Consider the following 21,279-nt stretch of genomic DNA (forward strand, 5'->3'; position numbering starts at 1 on the left):
GCGCTGCTACAGGCGCTGCTACAGCTTGAACTGGGTCACCAGGGTGTTGAGGTCCACCGCCAGGCGCGACAGTTCCTGGCTGGCGGCATTGCTCTGGTTGGCCCCGGCCGAGGTCTGGGTCGACAGGTCGCGGATATTGATCAGGTTGCGATCCACCTCGCGTGCTACCTGGGCCTGTTCCTCGCTGGCGCTGGCGATCACCAGGTTGCGCTCGTTGATCGAGGTGATGGCCTGGGTGATCTGGTCCAGGGCCAGGCCGGAGGCGCGGGCGGCTTCCAGGGTCAGGTGCGCCCGTTCATTGCTGGTGCGCATGGCGCTGACCGCCCCCTCGGTGCCTTCTTCGATGGTATTGATCATGCTTTCGATTTCCTGGGTCGACTGCTGGGTGCGATGGGCCAGGGCCCGCACTTCGTCGGCGACCACGGCGAAACCACGCCCGGCGTCCCCGGCCCGCGCCGCTTCGATGGCGGCGTTGAGGGCTAGCAGGTTGGTCTGCTCGGCGATCGAGCGGATCACCTCCAGCACTTGGCCGATGTTGCGCACATCCACCGCCAGGTGTTCGACCCGCTCGCAAGTCTGGGTCACGTCCTGGGCCAACTGGCCGATGGAGTCGACGGTGTGCTGTACCTGCTCGCGGCCATGGTGGGCGGTGTGGTCGGTTTCCTTGGACGCCTCGGAGGTGCTCACCGCGTTGCGCGCCACTTCTTCCACGGCGGCGGTCATTTCGTTGACCGCGGTGGCCGCCTGTTCCACTTCATTGCTTTGCTGATGCAGGGTCTGGCTGGAGTGCTCGGTGACCGCGTGCAGTTCCTCGGCGGCCGAGGCCAGCTGGTTCGAGGAGTCGGCGATGCGCTGCAGGGTGTTGCGCAGGCTGGCTTGCATGGTCTGCAAGGCTTGCAGCAGGCGCGCCGGTTCGTCCTTGCCGCTGATGCTGAAGCTTTGGCCCAGATCACCCCTGGCGATGGTCTCGGCTACGCCCAGGGCCTGGCCCAAGGGACGCACGATACTGCGGGTCAGCAGCAGGGCCAGGGCGATGGTCAGGGCCACGACCACCAGCAGGATCACCAGCACCATGGCGATGGCACTGTGGAACACCTGGTTGCTTTTCTCGGCGGCGGCGACCCCGCCCCGGGTGTTGATGTCGATGATGCTCAACAGCTCCTTGAGCATGGCGTCAGCGTTAACCAGGAACGATCCGCCGTCGACGATGCTCACCGCGGCCTCCTTGTGGCCCTGGCGGACCTGCTCCAGCACCTGGTGCTGGTCCTTCACATAAGCCGCCCTGGCGTTGAGGTAACGCTCGTAGGCGGCCCGTTCCTCAGGTTCGCTGATCAACCGTTCGTAGGTGGCCTGCTGGCGGTCCAGTTGTTGTTCGAGTTGTTCGACCCGGGCCAGCAGGGCCTGGACGGCGCTGGCGTCACGGACCACCAGCATACGCAGGGTGATGGTGCGGATCTGGGTGCTGGTCAGGGCCACGGCATTGGCGGCGACGATGGAGGGTTGCCAGTTCTGGTCGACCTCAAGGGATTGCTGGTTCATGCGCTGCATTTCCAGCAACGAGAAGCCCCCCAGGCCCAGGGCCAGCAAGGCGATCAGGGCGAAGCTCAGCCCTGCGCGGCGGGATATGTTCATCGTTCTCAAGAGCATGACGGTGTTCCTTGTGGCAGCAAAAAGCACAACCGGCGAGGTGAATCGCGGTTGCGTCGGTGCGGCGCGTCATGGAGCGGGCTTCATGGCGCCGTCGGCGTTTTTGCACACAAGGCGGGCGGGAGGCGCATCTGGCGGCGCCTTTGGCCAGCGTCATCCAGTGTAGGCGGGGGCACGTTCCCTGACCGGAAAACCGCTGGATGATATCATAATGACATGCTTGCGGCGCCAGCTGAAGGGATTCAGCCTGAGTGTTTGCGCAGGAAAGCGGCGACAGCACCCGCGCTTTCCGCGGGGTTCACCTGCATGAAGCAATGTTGGCCATCCACTACCAAGGTGCTCAGGCGTGGGTTGATGGCTGCCCAGCGCTTGATCGATCGCGCAACGTAAGGATAGCTGTCGCGGCCGTGAATCACCAGGCTCGGTGTGCGGATCTGGCCCAGGGAATGCCACAACCGCCTGGGGACGGAGCCGAATATCTCTACTTCGCGCTCGGGGGCGCACTTGAGTGCCACGCCTTGGCCATCGTCTTTCAAGCCGTATTCGATGTAGGCGGCCAGGGCATCGTCGCACCAGCCCTTGAAGATTCCCCGGTTGGCCAGCGCGGCCTTGGCCGCCGCGCGGTCCGGCCAGTGTCGACGGCGAGTGGCCGCCTTGCGTGCCAGGCTATGGCGGCGGCTCAGGCCCAGCACCGAGAGCACGTTGAGCGAGCCGATCATCGACGGCGTGAAAAGCACCGGGTCGAGCAGCACCGCTCCAGCGAACAGCTGCGGTCGCTCGGCCAGGATCAGGCAGGTCAATACGGCGCCAAAGCTGTGGCCCAGGGCATAGCGTGGTACTGCGCCGTAGGCCCCCAGCCCGGCCTCGAAGGCTTCGGCGGCCAGTTGCGCGGTCCGGTTCCAGCCGAGGAAAGGGCCGCCATGGTCACTGTCGCCGTGGCCCTGGACGTCGCTGAGCCACAGGTCGAAAGACTCTGCCAGCAGCGCCAGCATCGGGCGGTAGGCCATGGCGCAGAAGCCGTTGCCATGGAGAAAGTGCAGCAGCGGCTTGCCCGAAGGCTCGGAGCGCAGGCCGCGTAGGGTGAAGCCTTCGCGGCACGGGTGGGACCAGGGAATCAACTGCATGGAGCCTCGGGGCAGGGTAAGCACAGGCAGGCATTGTCGACGGGCAGGACCTTGAGTCAAGCGTCGATCCGGCCCGGCTCCAGCACTATTGCTCCTTGAGCTGGCGGAACGACAGGCTGATCCGCTCACCCGCACCAGGGGCCTTGGGAATCGCATGCAGCCACTGGGTCTGTAGTTCATCGGACATGTGCAACAGCGAGCCACTGGGCAAGCTGTACTCATGAATCACGCCACTTTGCTTGTGCTTGAACAGCATGCTGCGCGCATGACCCAGGGAGATCACCACCACACCGGTGCCGGCGATCAGTTGTTCGTTGGCGTCGGAGTGAAAGCCCATGGACGATTGGCCGTCCGGGTAGAAGTTGAGCAGGCAGTTGTTGGGGCCAAACCCCAGCAAGCGTTCGATGGCCGGGCACAGCTGGCCAAGCGCTTCGGGCATCGGCACCGCCGGGTAGCTGATCTGCGAGTAGTCATAGGGGACGCCGAAGCTGGCGGTCTTGCGAGCTCGCATGCGTTCGTCCCAGAGCACCGAATGCTTGAGCTGTTCGAACAGGGCATCTGGCTCGGGGATGAAATGGGTGACGAAATCGATATCGGGTGCGCTCATGCTGGGCCTGCCTTGGCTGGGAAAACAATAATCAGTGGGGGATGAGTCGATGAAGGTTCAGCGTCCTGCCTGGAGTTCCAGGGTGCCGCCGCAATGGGCCTGGAGAAATTCTGCGGCCTTGCGGCCCAGCCCGGCCTGGGAGGAGTGGATCGCCAGGACCAGCGGCACTTCGGTCAATGGGTCGATATCCAGGCGCTGCAGGCGGTCGGCGCGCAGGATCAGGGTCAGTTCCGTCCACTGCTCGTCGGCCACGCTGCGGCTGTTGCCATCGGAGTCGATGTTGCACTTAGGGCCCCACAGGTGTTCGGCGACCAGGGGAAAGGCCGGGCGAGGGCCGGGGGCGTGGAGCAGGAATGTCGGCATGGGATCGGGCTGGAAGGTAGCGGACACCGACGGTATCTCGCCCTCGATGCCCGACGCAAGCGGTGGCGCGGTTCAGCCGCCGTTGGCGCTGAGAATACTCGCTACCTGGCGTGGCTGGCAGTTGAGGTAGGCCGAGGATTTGAGCCAGCGTTTATCGGGATACCAGGAGAACATGAACTGGCCGTCCTTGAGCTTGTCTATCACCTGGCGCGCGACCTGTGGGCGTACCGCCGGGCAGCCCTGGCTGCGGCCGATGCGGCCCTGGCGTTGGCTCCACAGTGGGTTCACGTAGTCGGCGGCATGGATCACGATGTCACGATCGCGAGCGCGATCGTTGATGCCAGGTTCGAGGCCGTCCATGCGCAGCGAGTAGCCGTGGCTGCCTTCATAGCTTTCCTGGGTGCGGAACAGGCCCAGGCTGGACTGGTAGCTGCCCAGGCGATTGGAGAATTGGGTGGCGAAGTTTTCCCCGGATTTTTGCCCATGGGCCACCAGGTCGCGCAGCACCAGCTTCTTGCTGCGCAGGTCGAAGATCCACAGGCGCCGGGCGGTGGACGGCTGGGAATAGTCGATCACCGCCAGGTGCCGGGCTTGCCGGGCGCCGCTGTTGACTGCGCATTGCATGGCGTTCAGGGCGCTTTTCAAGGCCTGGGGATTGAGTTCCGGAGCGGCGTGGGCGAGGCTGCTGTACAGCGCCGGGCTGGTAGTGGGGTGGGGCTTGCTGGCGGCGTAGGAAGGACTGCAAATGGCGCCCAGGGCGATGGCCGCCAGGTAGAATCGGCACAAGAAGGTCAACATGTATAGAGCATCCCCATGGTCACTTTGGCTCCTGACGTCCTGTCGTCTCCCCGGCAGTCTGGTCTATATGTTTAATACCCAGGCCTGATTGTTTTCCACATCTGCCGTAACGCTAGGCCCTCACCTTGAGGGCTACGGATTGGAGTAAAGCAGTTGTTCAAAAAACACGCATGTTACTTGAGCCTGTGGCTGCTCGCTGCGCCATTGGTCGCGCTGGCCGACGATCTGCCCCAGGTCGCGGCGAGCCCTGTGCAGGACACACCGGCGCAACTGACGGTGGCCTGTCCGGGCCTGGCTACGCGTTTCGATCTGCCGACCCAGCAACTGCTGCAGGCGTTCTACCGCCAGCATGGCGAGCAACCGGCATGGGCGGTCGAGGGCCGGCTGGGCAAGTTGCAGGCGCAACTGGCGCAGATGGTCGACGACGGCCTGGACCCGGGGCGCTATCACCTGCCGCCCAGCAGTGCCGCGAGCGAGGGCTTGTGCACCGATATCGATATCACCCATCAGTATCTGCAGGCCCTGCAGGACCTGCACTATGGGCGCCTGTCGCAAACGCGGTTCGAGCCCCTGTGGCGTGCCCAACCGCTACCCGACAATCGCCAGAGCGTGCTGCTGGCGATCGCCGTGCCAGGGCTTGAGGATCTTGCGGCCGCCTTCGACCAGGCACGCCCGAGCCTTGAACAGTATCGCAACCTGCGCCAGGCCTATGCCCATGAGCGCCAGCAGCCCTTGCCCCACTGGCAGGCCGTGGCCGGTGGCCCGTTGCTCAGGCCGCACATGCAAGACAAGCGCGTTCCTGAATTGGCCCAGCGCCTGTATCACGGCGGCTTCCTGCAAAGCCCCAGTGTCGATGCCGACAACACCTATGGCGGCGAGCTGGTGGATGCCGTGAAGAGCTTCCAGCTCAGCCACTCGCTGCAGGCTGATGGGGTGATCGGCGCCGGTACCTTGAAGGAGCTGAATGTCAGCCCGGCGTTGCGTCGCGAGCAGATGCGCATCAATCTGGAGCGCTTGCGCTGGATGGCCCAGGACTTCGAGCCCAACATCGTGCTGGTGAATGTCGCCGCGGCGCACCTGAGCTTCTACCAGCATGACGCCGTCGTCTGGCAGACCCGTACCCAAGTGGGGCGCGCCGAGCGCCAGACGCCATTGCTCAAGTCCCAGGTCACGCGCTTGACCCTGAATCCGACCTGGACCGTGCCGCCGACCATCCTCAAGGAAGACAAACTGCCGGAAATCCGCCGTGACCAGGGTTTCCTCAATCGCCAGAACCTGCAGGTGCTGGACGCCAATGGCCAACCCCTGGCCGCCGCGGATATCGATTGGGACCGTCCGGGCAATATCCTGCTGCGCCAGGGCGCCGGGCCGCGCAACCCCCTGGGGCGCATCGCCATTCGTTTCCCCAATCCGTTTTCCGTGTACCTGCACGACACCCCGAGCCAGGCGCTGTTCAGCAAGGGACCACGGGCTTTCAGCTCCGGCTGCGTGCGGGTCGAGCAAGCGTTGCAACTGCGCGACTGGCTGCTCAGCCCGGCAGAGCGCCTGCGGACCAACGAGTTGCTGGCGACCGGCGTGACCCACGAGTTCCGCCTGGCCAAGCCGGTACCGATCCTGCTGAGCTACTGGACGGTGCAGGCCGACAGCCATGGGCAGTTGCTGTACGCGCCGGATATCTATGGGCATGACGAGGTGCTCTCGAGCGCCCTGGGCACAAAGATCTGAAGCGCGCCAAGGTACTCGCAGGCCGGACTTGAGGTATCGTGTGCGGCCTTTTTTTGCGATCGACCAGAGCCTCGCCATGCCCTTGAACAAACGCCAGCAAGCCGCGACGGAGCGCTTGCTGGCCAGGACCCTCACCCAAGCCTGTGAAACGGCCAAATCGTTGCTCGAGGGGTTTTCCTGGCTGACCCACGAAGTGGATTACGCGGCGTTCCCCTCCAGCCTGGTGGTGGTCTGGGTCTTCGACACCCTGGCCCACAAGGAGCAGGCCCTGGCCGCCGGGCAGGCGGCACGGATGATCGAACTCACGTCCTGGGCACTGGAGGAGGCGGGCGTCTGCCTTGCATCAGTAGCGGCCCACGTATTCTTCGACAGTGAAGAGCAATGCCAGCGGATCAGTGGTGGTGATTGGGCCCGACGCCTGGCGCGCCTGCGACCGGGGCGGGGCTGAGATGGCTAAGGAAATCGATAACCCCTGTATTGCCCTGTGCCAGCTCAGCGGCGACTTGTGCGTGAGCTGTGGCCGCACCAAGGACGATATCCGCAAGTGGAAACGCATGAAGCGCCAGGAGAAGATGGCCGCTGTGCAACGGGCCAGTACCCGGCTCAAGGCCCTGCGCAAAAAGCAGGGCTGAGACCTGGCTAGTCAAATGTCATTTTGAAACTGTCCCGAGCCCAAACGCCTGACGCTTAACCAGAAATCTTTCTGGGGTTGCAGTTCAGTGAGCTCGAGCCTGTAATCCTGACCGAATTCGTCCTCTACCGTTAGCGTCTTGTTCCAATCAAAATCCGGATCTTCAGAGATGCAGTAGGAGGGGTGAGGATTATCGATCTCGAAATGGATCGAGTAGACAGCAAGGGGCGGTGACAGTAGTTGCTTCTGCTGATACCTCTGCCATAGCTGGCGAATATTTGGATCACACAGCTGTTCGGCGAAGGCCAGGGCCTGGGGAATGTCATCCCAGGCAGCTTGGACCTGTTGCTGCACCGCCGCCAATCTATGCTGTGGCAGCTCATCGCTCGGGTGCTCAACATAGATCAGGCGGATACCGAACTGCTGTTCGCATTGCATGACACCTGGACGAACTTCCCAGTGGCCAAGCAGAGGTGTGTTGAGGAGATCTATCTGCATGGCCCGGAAATCTACACCCCTTGGCGGCGCATGGCCAGGATGGTGCTGCCGAAGAAGATGAAGGTGGAGCCCACGACCCGGTTGACCCATTTGGACAATGCCGGACGGGTCAGCACGCCTTTGGCCCGGGAGGCCAGCAGGGCGTAGATGCTCAGCGAGGTCAGCGACAGGGCCATGAAGATCAGGGTCAGGATGAAGAACTGCGGCAGCAGGGCGGCATGCTGGTCGATGAACTGCGGGAAGAGCGCGGTGAAGAAGATGGTCGCCTTGGGGTTGGTGGCGGCGGTCAGGAACGCCGACTTGAACAGCTTGAATCGCGGCGGGGCGCTGACGCCCTGGTTATCCAGGCTGTTGGCGCTGAGCAATGGGCTCTTGCTGAGCAACTGCTTGGCACCGAGGTAGAACAGGTAGCCGGCGCCGAGGATCTTCACGGCGTTGAATACCCATTCGGAACTGGCGATCAGCGTCCCCAGGCCCAGCATGGCTGCCGCAGACATGCAGAACAGGCCGCTGATATTACCCAGGGATGACCACAGGGTGGACTTGGCGCCGTAGGTCACGCTGTTGTGCAGCGCCACCAGGGTGGCCGGGCCAGGACTGGCGATGGAGATGGCGGCGACCAGGGTGTAGGTGAGGATCGAGTGGGCATCCATGGCTTGGACTCGTTCGGGGGAGGAGGCTGGATTCTACAGGACAAAACGCCGGGAAAGCTTCTGCGACACGCTTCGCAAGTACCGGCTAGAGCGCTAGGTGGTAGACCACCAGGTCACGGGGCGAGGCGATCACCAGGCTTTGGCCGCGGCAGGAAAAGCCAAAGGCCCGGCAGCTGTTAAAGGGGCGGGGTGGATGTGCCGGGCGCCGTAGAGCAGGAGCCCGGTTCGACCAGCACAAGGCGTAGTTCGAGCAGGTGATGGTGTGGGCCAAACACCTGCAAGCCGATGCGAGTCTCGAATTTCCAGCACCGCTGGCCCCTGCGGTTACTGGTAGTTCATCGTAAAGGTCAGCACCGTGTTTGCGCTGCCTGGCGTCACTCGCTGGCCGGTCTGGTAGTAAGCCGCCCTGAGTGGAATTGTGTACGAGCCGCCTGTGGCACGGTTGTAGTTGGTCAACACATATTGAGTCCTGTACTTCAGCGCGTTGCCGTTGCCGTCTTTGAGTTGCAAGCCGATTCCCGTGGCCGTCGAATCGCCTGATAGCGCCAACACGCCATTGGCGGCATCCAGCACGGCGTTGATCGGAATGAACTGGTACTGGATCGCATTCAGGCCCGCCGGGCAGGCATTGACGCCGAGATTGAAAGCGACCGAGGGGGTCGTTGTGCCGACTCCCTTGAAAACCGATTGCTTGTGCGATCCCATGCTGACCGTCACGTCCGGGGTGGTGCAGGCTGCCACTTTGATGATCGTACTGGTCAACGAGAACGTCTTTCTTCCATTCGTCGGCATCGTGTAGTCGCCGCCGTCCGAGACTGCGGCCGAGGCCTCGAACATCGCGCCACCTGCGACAGTACCAGGAGTAATCGGGCCGGTCTTCACGAGCGCCATTTCCGCCTGGCCGCCGTTGATGACTGAGCCCCAGCCGTTGCAAGCGTTACCTACCCAGGGAGGGCTAAATGTCCCCCCTCCACCCAGGTTACTCCACGAGTCCCAACCGCAGCCGTTTATATATACGCGAATACCGATCGCGATCCCGACGCCGGGGAGGTTGGTATTCCAGACCCTATACGGCCCCCCGCGGGGCCCCATCACGGTCAGCGCCGTTTTCGTCAGCGACAAGGGCCTGAAGGCAGCGCCTGAGGCGCCGGCGCCACCTACCTCACAACGAAAATAATTGTTCGTTGCCGCGGTAGATACCCACGGCGTCAGCACCGTCCCAACAGCCGCGTCGCGGGGCACCGTCACCGATGTTGGCATCGATGCCACAATCGTCTGCGCAACCCCCGTGCAACTATTCGCGAATGCCAAGCGCGTGCCCAGTCCAAGCCATAGGGTCGCCAGTATGATCAGCCAGGGCATGGCACGCCGTCTTGGGTACCCGTGTTTCGCCAGCGCCTCTTCTGACGCCAGGATGCCTTGATGCTCCCTGGAATGTCTCTCGATCAATATAGGCATACGGCCTCCGCGTCGATCCAGCGTTGCGTGTTTCCGGTTTTTTTCGCCGCTGGCAACGCGTACTGGAGCGAACACCGTTGGGAGGCGCTATCGCCCCACTTCACATGCAAGGTTCCCGTATCGGCCTTCACGCCTCGCAGCACGATGCGGCCCGCCTGCGCCACGGTGCCGACACTCCTTCGGCCCTCGTCAGTGACTTCGGCGCCGAAGGGGATGGGGCCGCCGTCTTTCATGCGCACACGCATGATGACGGCGCGTCCTCCCCCGTCTGTTTCAAACTTCAGCCGCACAACGGCGCCTGCGGTGGGTGCCACATGCTGCGCGCTCGACTTCAACTCGACGCTCATCGGCAGACCCTTCGGATCGATTTCGACTTCGTTGGTCGAAAACGGCGTCAGGCTGGACACGAGCGCATGGCCGAACGGGTCGATGCGCAGGCCGCTGCCTGCTGTCACACGGGCGCCGCTGGCATTCTTGGCCTCGACCACCGCCATGGTTTCACCCATGGTCGGGGTAAATGCGAGCCCGCCGGCATAGGCCACCATGCCGCCCGAGAGGCCGGCGCCATACTGTTTGTAGCCGGTGCCCTTCGAGGCATTGGCCGCCAACGTGGTGTACGGCGACAGGTAGGAAACGTTTCCGCCGACGTTGGAGGTCGAACCTGCGCCGTTGCCGCTTGTGTGACCTGCGGTCACGCCATAGCTGAGCGCATTGTCGATACCCAGCGACCCCGTCATCGACTGTTGGGCCATTGTCGAGCCATTGCTGTCACGCTGCAGGCTGGTGGACGCATACAGGGGTTTCCCGCCGAAGCTCAGCGGAGTCGACAGGTTCAGCATGAGGCGGTTGTCCCATCGGCTTTGCAGGACATCGAACTGGCGGGAGGCCGATATGCTGTAGTTCAAGCGCCCGAAGGTATTGTTATAGCCAGCCTGGTACTGCGTGTCGTTGCCCTTGCGATCCCAGTAGTTGACCGTCGAACCCGAGAGGTAGAGCGACCCCCAGCCTGCCATCAGGCTCTGGTTCAACGTGACCTGAAATTGCCCACGACGGATTCCGTCGAAAAACAGCCGATTGCCACGGTCTCGATCTCTCTGCCCACCACGCCATTGCATCGCATCGCGCAGACCCAAGTAGCCGCTACTGGAATAGCGATAGGCAGCCACCGTGATATTGGTATCGGTCGGGCTGATCAATTTGCTGTATGAGAGCTTCGCACTCTGGCCACGACGCGTGGGGGCGTTGGGAAGTTCGGTATTGGCCTGCGAGATATCGAGCGCGAAAGCCCCCAATCCGGTATTGAGCGCGCTGCCGACCACGGCCGTTGTATAGCCGCGCGCTGCCGTCAGCCCGCCGTAGCCGGTCAGCAGGTTGGTGAACCCATGCTGGACTGTCGCCTGAAACAGCGACGGCTCGTCCGACAGCAGGGGGTTGCGGTATTGGCCAGCGGTCAGGCTGAACTGCGTGATGCCGGGTCGCAGCGAATTGACGACCGAGGCATAGGGCACCTTGAAGGTACGAATGCCGCCATCGGCCTCGGTCACCATGACATCCAGGTCCCCTCCGTAACCGGTCGGGTAGAGATCGTTGATTTCGAACGGGCCGGTCGCGACATTGGCGCTGTAGATGATGTTGCCGTTCTGGCGTATCTGCACCAGCGCATTGCTGTTGGCAACTCCACGGATGGTCGGCGCATAGCCGCGTTGCGACTCCGGATACATGCGTTCATCACTTGCCAGCTGGACGCCCCGAAAGCCCACGCTGTCGAACATCATGCCGTTGGTAAACGCTTCACCGATCACGAACTGCGACTTCATTCCCGGTAACGAGCGCCAGAGATTCGTTTGCACGCTCTGGTAGTGCGATCCGTTATACGAGTCGCGCGTGTAGTTGCCGTTATGGCGCAAACGCCAAGGCCCGAGGTTCAGGCCACCCGTCAAGCCCAGATAACCCTGTGTCGATGAAATGCCTTGGTTCTCTGAACGGTACATATTGCCGTTGTATGACAGCAGCGCCGCCGGCACGCCTTCGTCCCAATAGCGGGGGTCCACGTAGCCGCGCGCCGTACGGCTCAGCGAGGCCTGGGGGATGCTGATGTCCAGGCGCTGTTCACCGTTATCAAAGAGGGCGCTCGCCTGTGGCACCAACCTTTCAAGGACGGCACATAGCCGGGCCGTTTCAGTCAGCATGCTGGCTGCGTCCTGGCTCAGCTTCGAAATATCGACACCTACCCTTAGCAGAAGCTCTCGGTCAAAGCAGGGCCGGACATTGTTCGGATCATCGCCGACCTGCCGTAGCGTGATCTCCGAGCGGCCGATCCAGCTTGTATTGACGAATAGATCCGCGCGATACGCCCCGGGCAACGCCGCATTACTTTTGTTAAAGCGGCTCAGGTCTACGGACGCGCCGTCAGGTTGCTGCAGGAACAGGGCATTGAATCGAACGTCCGCGACTTGGGCGGCATCCGTCTCCCACGCCATTGTCTGTGCCGACGCGGATACCGAGAGCGCGAACAGGCAGACCCTGCTTGAGCTTCGGCGCAACGCCAGCTGTAAGGTAGAAGTGTGTTGCATCACGATAGCCCGAGGAAATTTGGGCAAACCAACCCCCTACCCATTCGTCAGGCATGATTGGTTTGGCAATGAACGGGAAGCAGGCTAGAGGCCCTAGCCGCTCTTCGTGCAATGGAAGCGGTGATCTCGTGTTACGGCAGCGGCGCGGCACCGCCTGCCCGCAGCGGCGTCTCGCCGCTGACCGCGCCGCCGTAGTCGTTCAGGAACGTGTAGCGCACGCGGGCACCTGCCGCAGGCAGTGTGTCGCCTTTCAAGGGAAAGGCTCGCGTCTCGCCAGGCTTGACCATGCCACCATCGTCGAAAGTCGCGCTACGGGTCCCCGACAGCACACTGATTTCAGTCAAAGAGACATAGAACGGCGTGGGGTTATGCGTCTCGATGGCTGGTCGGCCATCTATCTGCATGAGCCGCCAAGTGAGCTGCGCCAGCGCGTCGGCAGACGAGCCGGAAAGGTTCTCCGGACGATAGAACAGCTTGATGCGCGAACGGAATGCAAACTGGAGCCGGTTTGCGTCCGCGTCCTTCGCGCTCGGCTCAGGTGGCACTTCCAAAACGTTGAGCCAGAACACCGTCTCGCGATCCTTCGGCAGTGATTCACCGGTGTACACAATACGCAACGTCTGGGACTTGGCCGGGTCAATACGTGTGATCGGCGGCAGCACGGTAAACGGCACCTGAATAGCCGATGGCGTGTTGTACACCTGCCCATCATCAATCCATGACTTCACCAGTGCCGGGGCTCGGCCTTCGTTGGACATCTTGAGTGTGATCTCGGACTCGCGTTCGTCGTAGATCACACGCGTGCCTCCGATTACGACCGAGGCTTCAGCAGGCATCGTCAGATAGCCGAAGGATGCAAAGTACGTCATGGCTGCGGCTCTGAATGCTTTTGAGGGCGTCATGGCAGGTTTCCATACCGGTAGTTAGAGAGAGGGCGAATACACGCCCACTCGACCCTAGTTCAGTAAGATCAACTCTCTATTCACTGGTAAACGAGCGTATACATGACACTCGAACTCGCCGCACCGGCTGTTGCAGTTCCGGTCGCCACGTATTGTGCGTAGAAAGGAAGCGTGGCACTGCCGCTTCCGTCAATGCCCACGGATTTCGAATTTTGGCTGGCGTCGGCAGCGCCGATCTTGATCGCGGTGAGGTCGTTGTTCAGCACGCCGATTTCGACGTTGGAGGCACCGCCCGAATTCAGAACCAGATTGCCGGTGGCCGTGTTGACCGTTGAGCCCGGTTCGAAGTAGCTATGAACGTTGCCGGACTTTGGCGTGCAATCGGACAAGGCGATACTGAACGGTGTACGGCCGGCTGTTTGGCCCGTGCTAGCCAGAGCGCTGCTCGACACAGTTGGCAGCGTGACCGTGAAGTCATTCGAGCCACTGCCGTTGCCGTTGATCTTGCAGGTTTGCGCGGTCACGTTGCCGGTGAATGTGATCCTACCGTCTGCACAGAACGCGGCAGGTGATACACCGATGCAAGAAGCCAGAACCACAAGAGAGAGTTTGCTAGTGAGTTGTTTCATGGTCGTAGAGATCCCAAAAGACAGGCCGAATATCGATCGTCGGATGCAGTCACACCGAGTGTTGAACGATTTACATTGTGTTGCGGTTCGTAGACTAACAATCGCCCCTCGTACTTGGAGTTAGACGATTCTGAAAGACGGCGGCCTGGGATATCTCCACGTATGTTCTTTTCACTTCCCCCCTATTTACGCACTGATCACTGCTCTATTAGCGGTGTTGCCAACACAGCCGATTCTGAAGCACTCACTTGAAGCGCCCGTGTGCATCCAGCACCGTTGATCTGAACTGAGCCGCAACGCCGTTTTGAACCGGGGCAATTTGAAAATGCGCTGCTGGTCCCGCAGCCGGCATGGTTGAAATCTCTTTTTGCACTCAAACGCCACGTTGTTCCAAGCGCTGTCCGACCCGTCGCCCTACATCATTGCTTCAATCGATAGTTATCATCAAAAAGTGGTGGTTCCGTTTTTCCTACAAAGGAGGAAGATAGCCCCCATACAGTGTTTGTTGCAGAAGGAAATACCCGATGAGAATCTCGACTTTGCTAGCCCTTGTCGTTGTCTTGCTCACGGGAACCGGCACTTCTGCAGTGGCTTCGGCCACCGATGACATGAGCTGCCACTTCCTGCCCATGGCCGACAGCGGCGCCAACCTGCAGCACGCACAATCGGTTGGTGTGCTGTACAGCGAGAACACCCTCAATACCCTGGAGTACCTGGAGCATTACCATTCGGTAGCGCTCAACGGCGCGAAGAACGCCGGTCTCGATCCTCGTATCAGCCAGGCCTTCGTCAATAGCTCCGATCCGAAACTGGCCATCAACTGGCTGATGGCTTCGTTACAGAAACACTTCGCTTCGGTGACCGTCTACGACAATCTCGATGCCGTGGTCCAGGCCCATCCCGATGTGGTGGTGATGCTCGATACCTATAACCAACTGGTGAGCAAGCGCAACAATCGGGTCGAGGCGCGGTTCATCGCCAAGTTCTACGATGCCAACCTGCAGTACATTGGCCAGGCCGAGGGCCTGCGTGCCAAGGACATGCCTTCGGTGTGGGTGCGGGGCAAGGCGGCACCGGAGATCGCCGCCCAGATCAACCAGCAGACCGAGTTGCAGGTCGATGCCTTGAAGCAGTTCGATGTTTCGCTCAAGGCCCTGGTGACCCAGGAAGATGCGGGGCAGATGGCGGTCAATCAGTGATATCGCTCAGGTTGTAAGCAAACGCCCCGATTTGTCGGGGCGTTTTCGTTCGGGGTGCTTCATGCCGACTCAAGGTGCGCCGAACATTGCGGTCCAGTAGATGCCGGCATCGCTTTTCGGGTCCACCGCATAGGCCGCGCCCAGCTCACGGTAGGCTGGGTTCATCAGGTTGGCGCAATGCCCGGGGCTGGCCAGCCAGCCGTCCACCACCTTGCGCACGCTATCCTGGCCGGCCGCGATGTTTTCGCCCACTTGCTGGCCGGCGTAACCTGCCAGTTCCGCACGGTCGCCGGGGGTGCGCCCGTCGCGATCCTTGTGGTCGAAATAGTTCTGGTTGGCCATGGCCCGGCTGTGGTCCTGGGCTGTTTCGCCCAGGGTGGCGTTCCAGGCCAGGGGCGTGGCGGCGGCAAAACCCTGCTCGCCACATTGCCGGGGCTGGTTGCGGGCGCTGTTGATCTGCGCCAGCAGTTGCTGGCCCTCGGCCTGCCAATCGCCCAGGCGCGCCGACAATAGCGGGCGGGCCAGGACGATGCGCCACTGGGTGGCCTGGCGATTGACTGCGATATCGACGAACTGCGGATCCAGCACCACCTGGCAGAAGCTCTCGCGGATCGCCTGCATCGCCGCCTGGGCATCACGCGGGCCGGAGAGGCTGATGGCCTGGACGTTGACCATGGGGTAGGCCGCCCGCGCGAGGGCCTGTTGCAGATCGCCGGCGTTGTCCACCGGAAGGATCAGGCGCGGGTCGCTGGCCAGCGGTGGTAGTTCGGACGAGGCCTGGTTGGCGCAGCGTTGCGGCTGGCTGCGGTAGGCGTTGATCGACTCGATCAGCTGCGCCTGGTCATCGGCCATGGCCCCGGCCGGGCCCAGCAGGGCCAGGGACAGGGTGGCGACGGGCAACAGCAATGAGCGCATGGACATGAAGGTCTCCCAGGAGTCGGACGCGCCCATGATGCACTCGCCGCCAGGGCTTTTCACCCATTGGCGGATGAAATCGGCGTCAGCCGGAACGCCTCAGTAGAAGTCGTAGTACAGCGCCCATTCGCCGCTGTCCCGGTGCTTCCAGAACATCAGGCTGCCACTGTCCACCACGTTGAGATTGATCTTGGCGTCAGAGGAAATCTGCATCACGAATTCGAAGCCTTCGCCCGGGTCGATCCCCGACTGGCAGAACGATGGGTAGCCCCCCAGCTTGTGTTCGTAGCAGTGGGTGGTCAGGTCGTAGTAGCACTCGATGCGGCCGGAGCGTTCCAGTTCGAGGATTTCCAGCTCCAGGTCCCGGGGCACGCCGCCGCCGTCCCACAGCGGGTAGTCGGCGGGCACTGCCTCGGCTTTGAGCGGGAAGGGCTTGAGAAAGGCCTTCTCGGCCGTCAGCTCCTTGCGCACCAATACGTCCTCGTCACGGTATTCGCGCACCAGCCAACGCTCGCCCATGGGTTCGAGCTCATCGGGAAAGGGGTTGGCGATGAATACCGTGAGTACCTTGATTCCTTGCAAATGCGGGCTGCGAAAGGGCAGGGAGGGCAGGTGGAACTGGGCGAAGGGCAGCAGGGTTTCCCCCGCGCTGTTGATTGGCAGCTCTTCGTCCTCGCGAAACAGGAAGACTCGGCCCAGCCAGCTCTCTTCATCGCCATGGCTGGGGCGAAAACCGCCGGCGGTGAACTTCAGCGCCGGTTTGGCCAGTCGGTCCTGGATGCTCTGGATGTCCATGGTCAAGTACAGCGTCCTTTATGGGGGGAACGGGAGCGCGATCATACAAAAGCCGAGCCTGGCGCGCAGCGCCCGAATGCGCTTCGGGCACTGCGTTGGCGGCTTTAGAACTGCGGCGTGTATTTCACGCTGAGCATGAAGTTGCGCGGGTCGCCAAAGCTGTTGTTGCCGCCCAGTTGGTTGTAGCCGGAGATGTAGTAGTGCTTGTCGAACAGGTTGTAGGCATTGAGCGCCAGGCTGACCTGGTCGTTGAGCTGGTAGGCGATACGCGCGTTCCAGACGGTGTAGCCCGGTACCTTGTAGCTTCGCTCGTAACCCAGGGTATGGCTCTGGCTGGTAAAGCCCAGGCCGGTGCTGACCTTGCTCCACTCGCCGTCCAGGCGATAGTCGCCCCACACCCGCAGCATGTGTTTCGGGGTCCAGGTGCTGAAGATCCGCCCCTGCTCCTGTGGGTCCTTGAGGATCTTGGTGGTGTTGTAGGTGTAGCCCGCGGCCAGTTGCAGGCGATCCAGCACTTCGCCACTGACTTCGGCTTCCAGGCCCTGGCTGCGCACCTGGCCCGAGGCGGTGGAGCAGTACCAGCCGTCACAGGCAAAACCCGAGGCCTTGTCCTGGACGGCGCGGTTCTTCTGGTCGTAGCGGAACAGCGCCAGGGACGTGTTGACCCGGCCATCGAGCAATTCGCCCTTGAGCCCCACTTCATAGTTGGTGCCGATCACCGGCTGCAGCACCGAGCCGCTGGCGGTGCGTGAGCTCTGGGGTTCGAACACATCGGTGTAGCTGGCGTAGAGCGACCACTGGCGGCTCAAGTCATAGATGAAACCGGCGTAGGGCGTGACTTCGCCGTTGTTGGTCATGGTGCTCGGTGACTGCACCGTGGCCTTGTGCGTGATGGCTTGGTAATCGGTGGCATCGTAGCGATAGTCGTACCAGCTCACACGCGAGCCCAGCACCAGGGTCAAGTCCTGCACCGGCTTGATCCGCCAACTGCCGTACAGGCCTTTCTGGCGGATGTCGTAGCGGCTGTGGGTGGCACGGCCACCGGGAGTATTGAGCAGGCTGTCGTAGCTGATGGGCGGCCGGTCATGCTCGATGGCGAAGATGTTGCCGCCATTGTTGAAGGTGCGGGCAAACACGTCGTCGCTGGTCATCTTCGAGTAGTTGCCGCCCAGGGTCACTTCCTGCTCCATGGACAGGCCCTCGAAGCGTCCCGTGAGGTTCATGTCCAGGCCGATCTTGGTGTTGTCGAAATTGGTGATCCAGTCGGCGTACTGCACGCCGCTGCCGTCGGCATCGAGGCCGTCGGCGATGGTCTGGGTGCGCTGTTGGGTCGAGTCGTTGTCTTCGCTCATGCGCACGGCGCCGACCTTGAACGTCCAGTCCGGGTTGAAGCGATGCTCCAGGTCGGCGTACAGGGTGGTGACGTTGATCTGTGAATGGTTCCAGCGGGCACCGCTGTAAGTCGAGCGGGGCACGTCGACCGGGCTGCCATCGGCGTGTCGTGGCAGGCCACGGATCATCGGCCGTGATTCGGCTTCCGAGCGGCTCACGGCCAGGCCCAGGGTAGTGTCGTCGCTGAAGTCGAAGTCCAGGGCACCGTACAGGGAATGGGTCTTGCTCCACTGCTTGTCGATGAACGAATCGCTCTGGTCTTCGTCTAGCACCATCCGCCCGCGTACCGTGCCGGCATCGTTCAGCGGGCCGCCGGCATCCAGTTGCAGGCCATAGTGGTCCCAGGACCCGGCCTTGCCGGTCAGGGTCACGGTCGGGGCGTCCTGGCCGCGCTTGCGTACCAGGTTGATCGCGCCCCCCGGGCTGCCGGTGCCCTGCAGCAGGCCGGAGGCGCCGCGCAACACTTCCAGGCGGTCGAAGAAAATCAGGTCCTGGGTCGCCCAGTTGCCCAATGAGTAGGTGTTGCGTGGGATCGGCACGCCATCGTATTGCCAATCGTCGATCTGGAAGCCCCGCGACGACAGGATCATGCCTTTGCCGACCCCTTGCACACCCACCAGGCCGGTGGTCTGGTTGGCGGCGGCCTTGAGGTCGGTGAGGCCCTGGTCATCCAGTTGCTTGCGGGTCATGACCGTGACCGATTGCGGGATTTCTCGCAGGCTGTGCTGGCCCTTGCCGATGGTCGCGGCGCGTGCGGCATAGGAGTTGGAGCCTTCGGTGGTGACGCTGTCGAACTCGCTCTCGACGATGTCGGTCATGCCCAGTTGCAACCCGGCAACACCGGCGGGGAGCGGTTCGACGCTGAAGTGGCCGCTGGCGGTGAGTCGCGGTTGCAGGCCGCTATCGACCAGGGCGGCGTGTATGGCCTGGGTCGGCGTCATCGTGCCGTTCACTGCTGGCGCCTGCTTGCCCGAGACCAGGCCTGGGTCCAGGGACAGCACGACACCGCTCTGGCCGGCAATGGCATTGAGCGTCACCGCCAGCGGGCCGGCTGGCAGGTTGAAGGACCGGGACTGCTCCTGGGCCAGGGTCGGGCCGCTCAGGGCAGTCACGGCGATGGCGACGGGAAAGGCATGGAACCAAGGGTTGCGCACGAAATTCTCCTGATTGCGTTGAAGTGTCAGGAGATAGGTGGGACGAAAAATGAAAACCAGACACGAATGAGAGTTATTTTTAAAAAATATCCGCTCTCAACTGTGTGGCTGGATCACCGTGAACCAGGGGCCGTAGCGTTCAATGCGGATGGGCAGGGTCTGGGCCAGTGCATCCAGGGCCCGCTCTGGCTCATCCAGGGGAAACACGCCTTGTACTCGTAGCTGGCTGATCGCTGGGCTGACTCGGATATAGCCCCGGCAATAGGGGCGCAGCGCGGCAATGACCTGCTCGAGGGAGTCATCCAGCACGCTCAAGCGGCCGTTGAGCCAGTCGCCACGGTATGCCTGGTCCTGCGCCAGCAGTTCGATCCGCCCAGGATGCAGCAGTGCGGCCTGGCCTTGCTGCAAATCCTGTTCATGGCCGGTTCGCAGGCGCAGGCGCACCGAGTGTTCCTGTACCACGATCCGGCTCGCATCGGTTTCCTGGCTCACCAGGAAGCGTGTGCCCAGGGCCTGGACCTGGCCCTGGAGGGTTTGCACCCGCAGGGGGCGCCGGGAATCGCTGGCCACCTGGATCAGCAACTGCCCGTGACGCAGGACCAGCAGCCGTTGCTGGTCGTCGAAGCTCAGGTCCACGGCACTGTCGGCATCCAGGCTCAGGCGGCTGCCGTCGGCCAGGGTGAAATCCCGGCGCTGGCCGCGGCCGGTGCTGAGGTCCGCCAACAGGGTTTCACCATAAGGTGTGCGAGCGCCCAGCCACAGGCCGCTACCCAGCAGGCCGAGTCCGACCAGGCCGCGTAGCAGTTGCCGGCGCGAGGCGTGGGGGCTGAGCAGCAACTGCCGTGCTTCGCCCGCTTGCCCTGGCAGGCGCTGGTCGAGGGTACGCAAGGTATTGAACGACGTCCCCAGCTTGGCTTGCAGTTGCTGCCAGGCTTGGGCGTGGGCAGGATCGCTGGCCAGCCAGGCGGCCAGTTCCTGCTCCAGGCGTGGGTCGGCGTCGCCAGCGCGCAAGCGCACCATCCACTCGATGGCCTGCTCGATCTCCGGGTCCAGGCGTTGTCGGCTCACAGGCCCAGCTCACTCAGGTAGCACTGGCGCAAGGCCTGTTTCATGTAGCGGCTGACGGTGCGTTCGGACAATTGCAGTTTGTTGGCGATTGCCACATAGCTCAGGCCATCGAGCTGGCTGTAGAGGAAGGCGGTCTTGACGATTATCGGCAGGCCATCCAGCGCACGATCGATCGCCACCAGGGCCTCGATCAGCAGCAATTGTTCTTCGGGGGAGGGCGCGAGTAATTCCGGCAGGGCGCTCAGGCGTTGCAAGTAGGCCTGCTCCAACTGGCGCCGACGATGCCGGTCGAATACCAGGCGCCTGGCGATGGTGGACAGGTAGGCCCGAGGTTGTTCGATGCTGTCCGGGTCGACCTGGGCGCTGAGCAACTGGCAGAAGGTATCTGCGGCGGTGTCTTCGGCATCGGCACGGTTGCCCAGGCGTTTTTGAATGTGTTGCAGCAACCACCGGTGATGGTCACTGAAAAAGAAGCCCAGCTTGTTGCTCGAAGATGAGTGCACCGTTGGCCGCCGAGATGTGAGTGTGAATCGTTCTCAATAGTACAAGGGCGTCAAACAGGACTGCAATCGTCGCATGAGGGCACTATGGCCCTCACCGATTGGCACGGCATGAGAGGAACGGTTTCAGCTTTCACGGCCGTGGGCCGCGTCGGCCAGCTGCTGGGTATCGACCCGCACGAACAGTGAGTCGCCGATGGCCGTGAGCACGTCGCCGGCATACACCTCGCACACCACCCGGCTCTTGCGCGCCACTTCACCTTCGACCCGGGCCCGCAGGGTCAGGGGCACGCCCATGGGGGTCGGCTTGATGAACTTGATCCCCAGATTGCCGGTCACGCAGTCGATGCGCGGCAGGCTGCCCGGGGCCCGCTGTTCGTTGCGGTAGTGATAGGCCATGGCGGTCCAGTTGGAGTGGCAGTCCACCAGCATGGCGATCAGGCCGCCATACACCAGGTCCGGCCAGCCGCAGTACTTGGCCTCCGGCAGGTGCTCGGCGATCACGTGGATACCGTCCTCGTGCCAGTGGCTCTTGATGTGCAGGCCGTGGTGGTTGCTGCTGCCGCAGCCGAAGCAGACGCCCTCGGGCGCGGTGGTGTCTTGCAGGGAGAGATTGTGCATGGGGGATCCAGAGACATCTTTATTGTT

General features: G+C 62.4%; 21 protein-coding genes. 4 read left to right on the forward strand and 17 right to left on the reverse strand.

The annotated features are described in order from the left end of the window. Positions 1-18: 18 nt before the first annotated feature. The 5 genes from I9018_RS11400 to I9018_RS11420 form a co-directional block, all read right to left on the reverse strand. The gene (locus I9018_RS11400; protein WP_241109478.1) at positions 19-1,647 is read right to left on the reverse strand and encodes a methyl-accepting chemotaxis protein; all 1,629 of its coding nucleotides are present in this window, start codon (positions 1,645-1,647) and stop codon (positions 19-21) included. 242 nt (positions 1,648-1,889) lie between these two features. Next, complete coding sequence (locus I9018_RS11405) at positions 1,890-2,771, reverse strand: alpha/beta hydrolase (RefSeq protein ID WP_241109479.1); 882 nt, start codon at positions 2,769-2,771, stop codon at positions 1,890-1,892. An 85-nt stretch (positions 2,772-2,856) separates the two neighbouring features. After that, positions 2,857-3,378 carry an alpha-ketoglutarate-dependent dioxygenase AlkB gene (locus I9018_RS11410; RefSeq protein ID WP_241109480.1) on the reverse strand — a complete coding sequence of 174 codons (522 nt, stop codon included), beginning with the start codon at positions 3,376-3,378 and terminating at the stop codon, positions 2,857-2,859. A gap of 57 nt (positions 3,379-3,435) precedes the next feature. Beyond that, on the reverse strand, positions 3,436-3,768 hold the full coding sequence (locus I9018_RS11415; protein WP_225926571.1) for a hypothetical protein: 333 nt from the start codon (positions 3,766-3,768) through the stop codon (positions 3,436-3,438). A gap of 45 nt (positions 3,769-3,813) precedes the next feature. After that, the gene (locus I9018_RS11420; protein WP_068586935.1) at positions 3,814-4,539 is read right to left on the reverse strand and encodes a murein L,D-transpeptidase catalytic domain family protein; all 726 of its coding nucleotides are present in this window, start codon (positions 4,537-4,539) and stop codon (positions 3,814-3,816) included. 153 nt (positions 4,540-4,692) lie between these two features. Between I9018_RS11420 and I9018_RS11425 the strand changes: the two genes are divergently transcribed. From I9018_RS11425 to I9018_RS11435, 3 genes are all read left to right on the forward strand, one after another. Then, on the forward strand, positions 4,693-6,264 hold the full coding sequence (locus I9018_RS11425; RefSeq protein ID WP_241109481.1) for a L,D-transpeptidase family protein: 1,572 nt from the start codon (positions 4,693-4,695) through the stop codon (positions 6,262-6,264). A 76-nt stretch (positions 6,265-6,340) separates the two neighbouring features. Continuing rightward, complete coding sequence (locus I9018_RS11430) at positions 6,341-6,712, forward strand: hypothetical protein (RefSeq protein ID WP_241109482.1); 372 nt, start codon at positions 6,341-6,343, stop codon at positions 6,710-6,712. A gap of 1 nt (position 6,713) precedes the next feature. Next, positions 6,714-6,896, forward strand: a complete 183-nt coding sequence (locus I9018_RS11435) for a DUF1289 domain-containing protein (RefSeq protein WP_241109483.1) — start codon at positions 6,714-6,716, stop codon at positions 6,894-6,896. Positions 6,897-6,907: 11 nt separating this feature from the next. Here I9018_RS11435 and I9018_RS11440 read toward each other — a convergent pair whose 3' ends face one another. The 6 genes from I9018_RS11440 to I9018_RS11465 all read right to left on the reverse strand — a co-directional run bounded on the left by I9018_RS11440 (position 6,908) and on the right by I9018_RS11465 (position 13,608). Further along, positions 6,908-7,393 (reverse strand): hypothetical protein, encoded by a 486-nt coding sequence (locus I9018_RS11440; protein ID WP_241109484.1) that lies wholly within the window; start codon positions 7,391-7,393, stop codon positions 6,908-6,910. A gap of 11 nt (positions 7,394-7,404) precedes the next feature. After that, complete coding sequence (locus I9018_RS11445; RefSeq protein WP_241109485.1) at positions 7,405-8,046, reverse strand: LysE family translocator; 642 nt, start codon at positions 8,044-8,046, stop codon at positions 7,405-7,407. Between the two features lie 324 nt (positions 8,047-8,370). After that, on the reverse strand, positions 8,371-9,504 hold the full coding sequence (locus tag I9018_RS11450; RefSeq protein ID WP_241109486.1) for a fimbrial protein: 1,134 nt from the start codon (positions 9,502-9,504) through the stop codon (positions 8,371-8,373). Further along, the gene (locus I9018_RS11455; protein ID WP_241109487.1) at positions 9,492-12,077 is read right to left on the reverse strand and encodes a fimbria/pilus outer membrane usher protein; all 2,586 of its coding nucleotides are present in this window, start codon (positions 12,075-12,077) and stop codon (positions 9,492-9,494) included. The genes I9018_RS11450 and I9018_RS11455 overlap by 13 nt, the downstream gene beginning before the upstream one ends. Before the next feature lie 131 nt (positions 12,078-12,208). Then, positions 12,209-12,979, reverse strand: coding sequence for a fimbria/pilus periplasmic chaperone (locus I9018_RS11460; protein ID WP_241109488.1), 771 nt, complete (start codon positions 12,977-12,979; stop codon positions 12,209-12,211). 80 nt (positions 12,980-13,059) lie between these two features. Continuing rightward, a complete protein-coding gene (locus I9018_RS11465) occupies positions 13,060-13,608 on the reverse strand; it encodes a fimbrial protein (RefSeq protein ID WP_124346401.1) in 549 nt (182 codons plus the stop codon). 524 nt (positions 13,609-14,132) lie between these two features. On the opposite strand from I9018_RS11465, the gene I9018_RS11470 reads away from it, so the two are divergent. Then, a complete protein-coding gene (locus I9018_RS11470) occupies positions 14,133-14,807 on the forward strand; it encodes an ATPase (RefSeq protein WP_241109489.1) in 675 nt (224 codons plus the stop codon). Positions 14,808-14,876: 69 nt separating this feature from the next. On the opposite strand, the gene I9018_RS11475 is transcribed toward I9018_RS11470, so the two are convergent. The 6 genes from I9018_RS11475 to I9018_RS11500 form a co-directional block, all read right to left on the reverse strand. Continuing rightward, complete coding sequence (locus I9018_RS11475) at positions 14,877-15,728, reverse strand: CAP domain-containing protein (protein WP_068586925.1); 852 nt, start codon at positions 15,726-15,728, stop codon at positions 14,877-14,879. A 93-nt stretch (positions 15,729-15,821) separates the two neighbouring features. Next, a complete protein-coding gene (locus I9018_RS11480; RefSeq protein ID WP_241110130.1) occupies positions 15,822-16,517 on the reverse strand; it encodes a DUF1963 domain-containing protein in 696 nt (231 codons plus the stop codon). Positions 16,518-16,621: 104 nt separating this feature from the next. Next, positions 16,622-19,063, reverse strand: a complete 2,442-nt coding sequence (locus I9018_RS11485; protein ID WP_241109490.1) for a TonB-dependent receptor — start codon at positions 19,061-19,063, stop codon at positions 16,622-16,624. Positions 19,064-19,159: 96 nt separating this feature from the next. Continuing rightward, entirely contained in the window at positions 19,160-20,131 is a 972-nt protein-coding gene (locus tag I9018_RS11490) for a FecR family protein (RefSeq protein ID WP_241109491.1), read from the reverse strand. Continuing rightward, complete coding sequence (locus I9018_RS11495) at positions 20,128-20,634, reverse strand: sigma-70 family RNA polymerase sigma factor (protein ID WP_241109492.1); 507 nt, start codon at positions 20,632-20,634, stop codon at positions 20,128-20,130. Before I9018_RS11495 ends, I9018_RS11490 begins: the two co-directional genes overlap by 4 nt. Positions 20,635-20,757: 123 nt before the next feature. After that, positions 20,758-21,252: a hotdog domain-containing protein gene (locus I9018_RS11500; RefSeq protein WP_241109493.1), complete on the reverse strand. Its 495-nt coding sequence runs from the start codon at positions 21,250-21,252 to the stop codon at positions 20,758-20,760. Positions 21,253-21,279 lie beyond the last annotated feature (27 nt).

This window comes from Pseudomonas sp. MPFS (assembly GCF_022537035.1).
GTDB classification, from domain to species: Bacteria; Pseudomonadota; Gammaproteobacteria; order Pseudomonadales; family Pseudomonadaceae; genus Aquipseudomonas; species Aquipseudomonas sessilinigenes.

Bases quoted from the DNA above. Each gene is read 5' to 3' on its own strand.
- I9018_RS11400 (WP_241109478.1), bottom strand. From the start codon at position 1,647: ATGCTCTTGAGAACGATGAACATATCCCGCCGCGCAGGGCTGAGCTTC.
- I9018_RS11405 (WP_241109479.1), bottom strand. From the start codon at position 2,771: ATGCAGTTGATTCCCTGGTCCCACCCGTGCCGCGAAGGCTTCACCCTA.
- I9018_RS11410 (WP_241109480.1), bottom strand. From the start codon at position 3,378: ATGAGCGCACCCGATATCGATTTCGTCACCCATTTCATCCCCGAGCCA.
- I9018_RS11420 (WP_068586935.1), bottom strand. From the start codon at position 4,539: ATGTTGACCTTCTTGTGCCGATTCTACCTGGCGGCCATCGCCCTGGGC.
- I9018_RS11430 (WP_241109482.1), top strand. From the start codon at position 6,341: ATGCCCTTGAACAAACGCCAGCAAGCCGCGACGGAGCGCTTGCTGGCC.
- I9018_RS11435 (WP_241109483.1), top strand. From the start codon at position 6,714: ATGGCTAAGGAAATCGATAACCCCTGTATTGCCCTGTGCCAGCTCAGC.
- I9018_RS11440 (WP_241109484.1), bottom strand. From the start codon at position 7,393: ATGCAGATAGATCTCCTCAACACACCTCTGCTTGGCCACTGGGAAGTT.
- I9018_RS11445 (WP_241109485.1), bottom strand. From the start codon at position 8,046: ATGGATGCCCACTCGATCCTCACCTACACCCTGGTCGCCGCCATCTCC.
- I9018_RS11450 (WP_241109486.1), bottom strand. From the start codon at position 9,504: ATGCCTATATTGATCGAGAGACATTCCAGGGAGCATCAAGGCATCCTG.
- I9018_RS11455 (WP_241109487.1), bottom strand. From the start codon at position 12,077: ATGCAACACACTTCTACCTTACAGCTGGCGTTGCGCCGAAGCTCAAGC.
- I9018_RS11460 (WP_241109488.1), bottom strand. From the start codon at position 12,979: ATGACGCCCTCAAAAGCATTCAGAGCCGCAGCCATGACGTACTTTGCA.
- I9018_RS11465 (WP_124346401.1), bottom strand. From the start codon at position 13,608: ATGAAACAACTCACTAGCAAACTCTCTCTTGTGGTTCTGGCTTCTTGC.
- I9018_RS11470 (WP_241109489.1), top strand. From the start codon at position 14,133: ATGAGAATCTCGACTTTGCTAGCCCTTGTCGTTGTCTTGCTCACGGGA.
- I9018_RS11475 (WP_068586925.1), bottom strand. From the start codon at position 15,728: ATGTCCATGCGCTCATTGCTGTTGCCCGTCGCCACCCTGTCCCTGGCC.
- I9018_RS11480 (WP_241110130.1), bottom strand. From the start codon at position 16,517: ATGGACATCCAGAGCATCCAGGACCGACTGGCCAAACCGGCGCTGAAG.
- I9018_RS11500 (WP_241109493.1), bottom strand. From the start codon at position 21,252: ATGCACAATCTCTCCCTGCAAGACACCACCGCGCCCGAGGGCGTCTGC.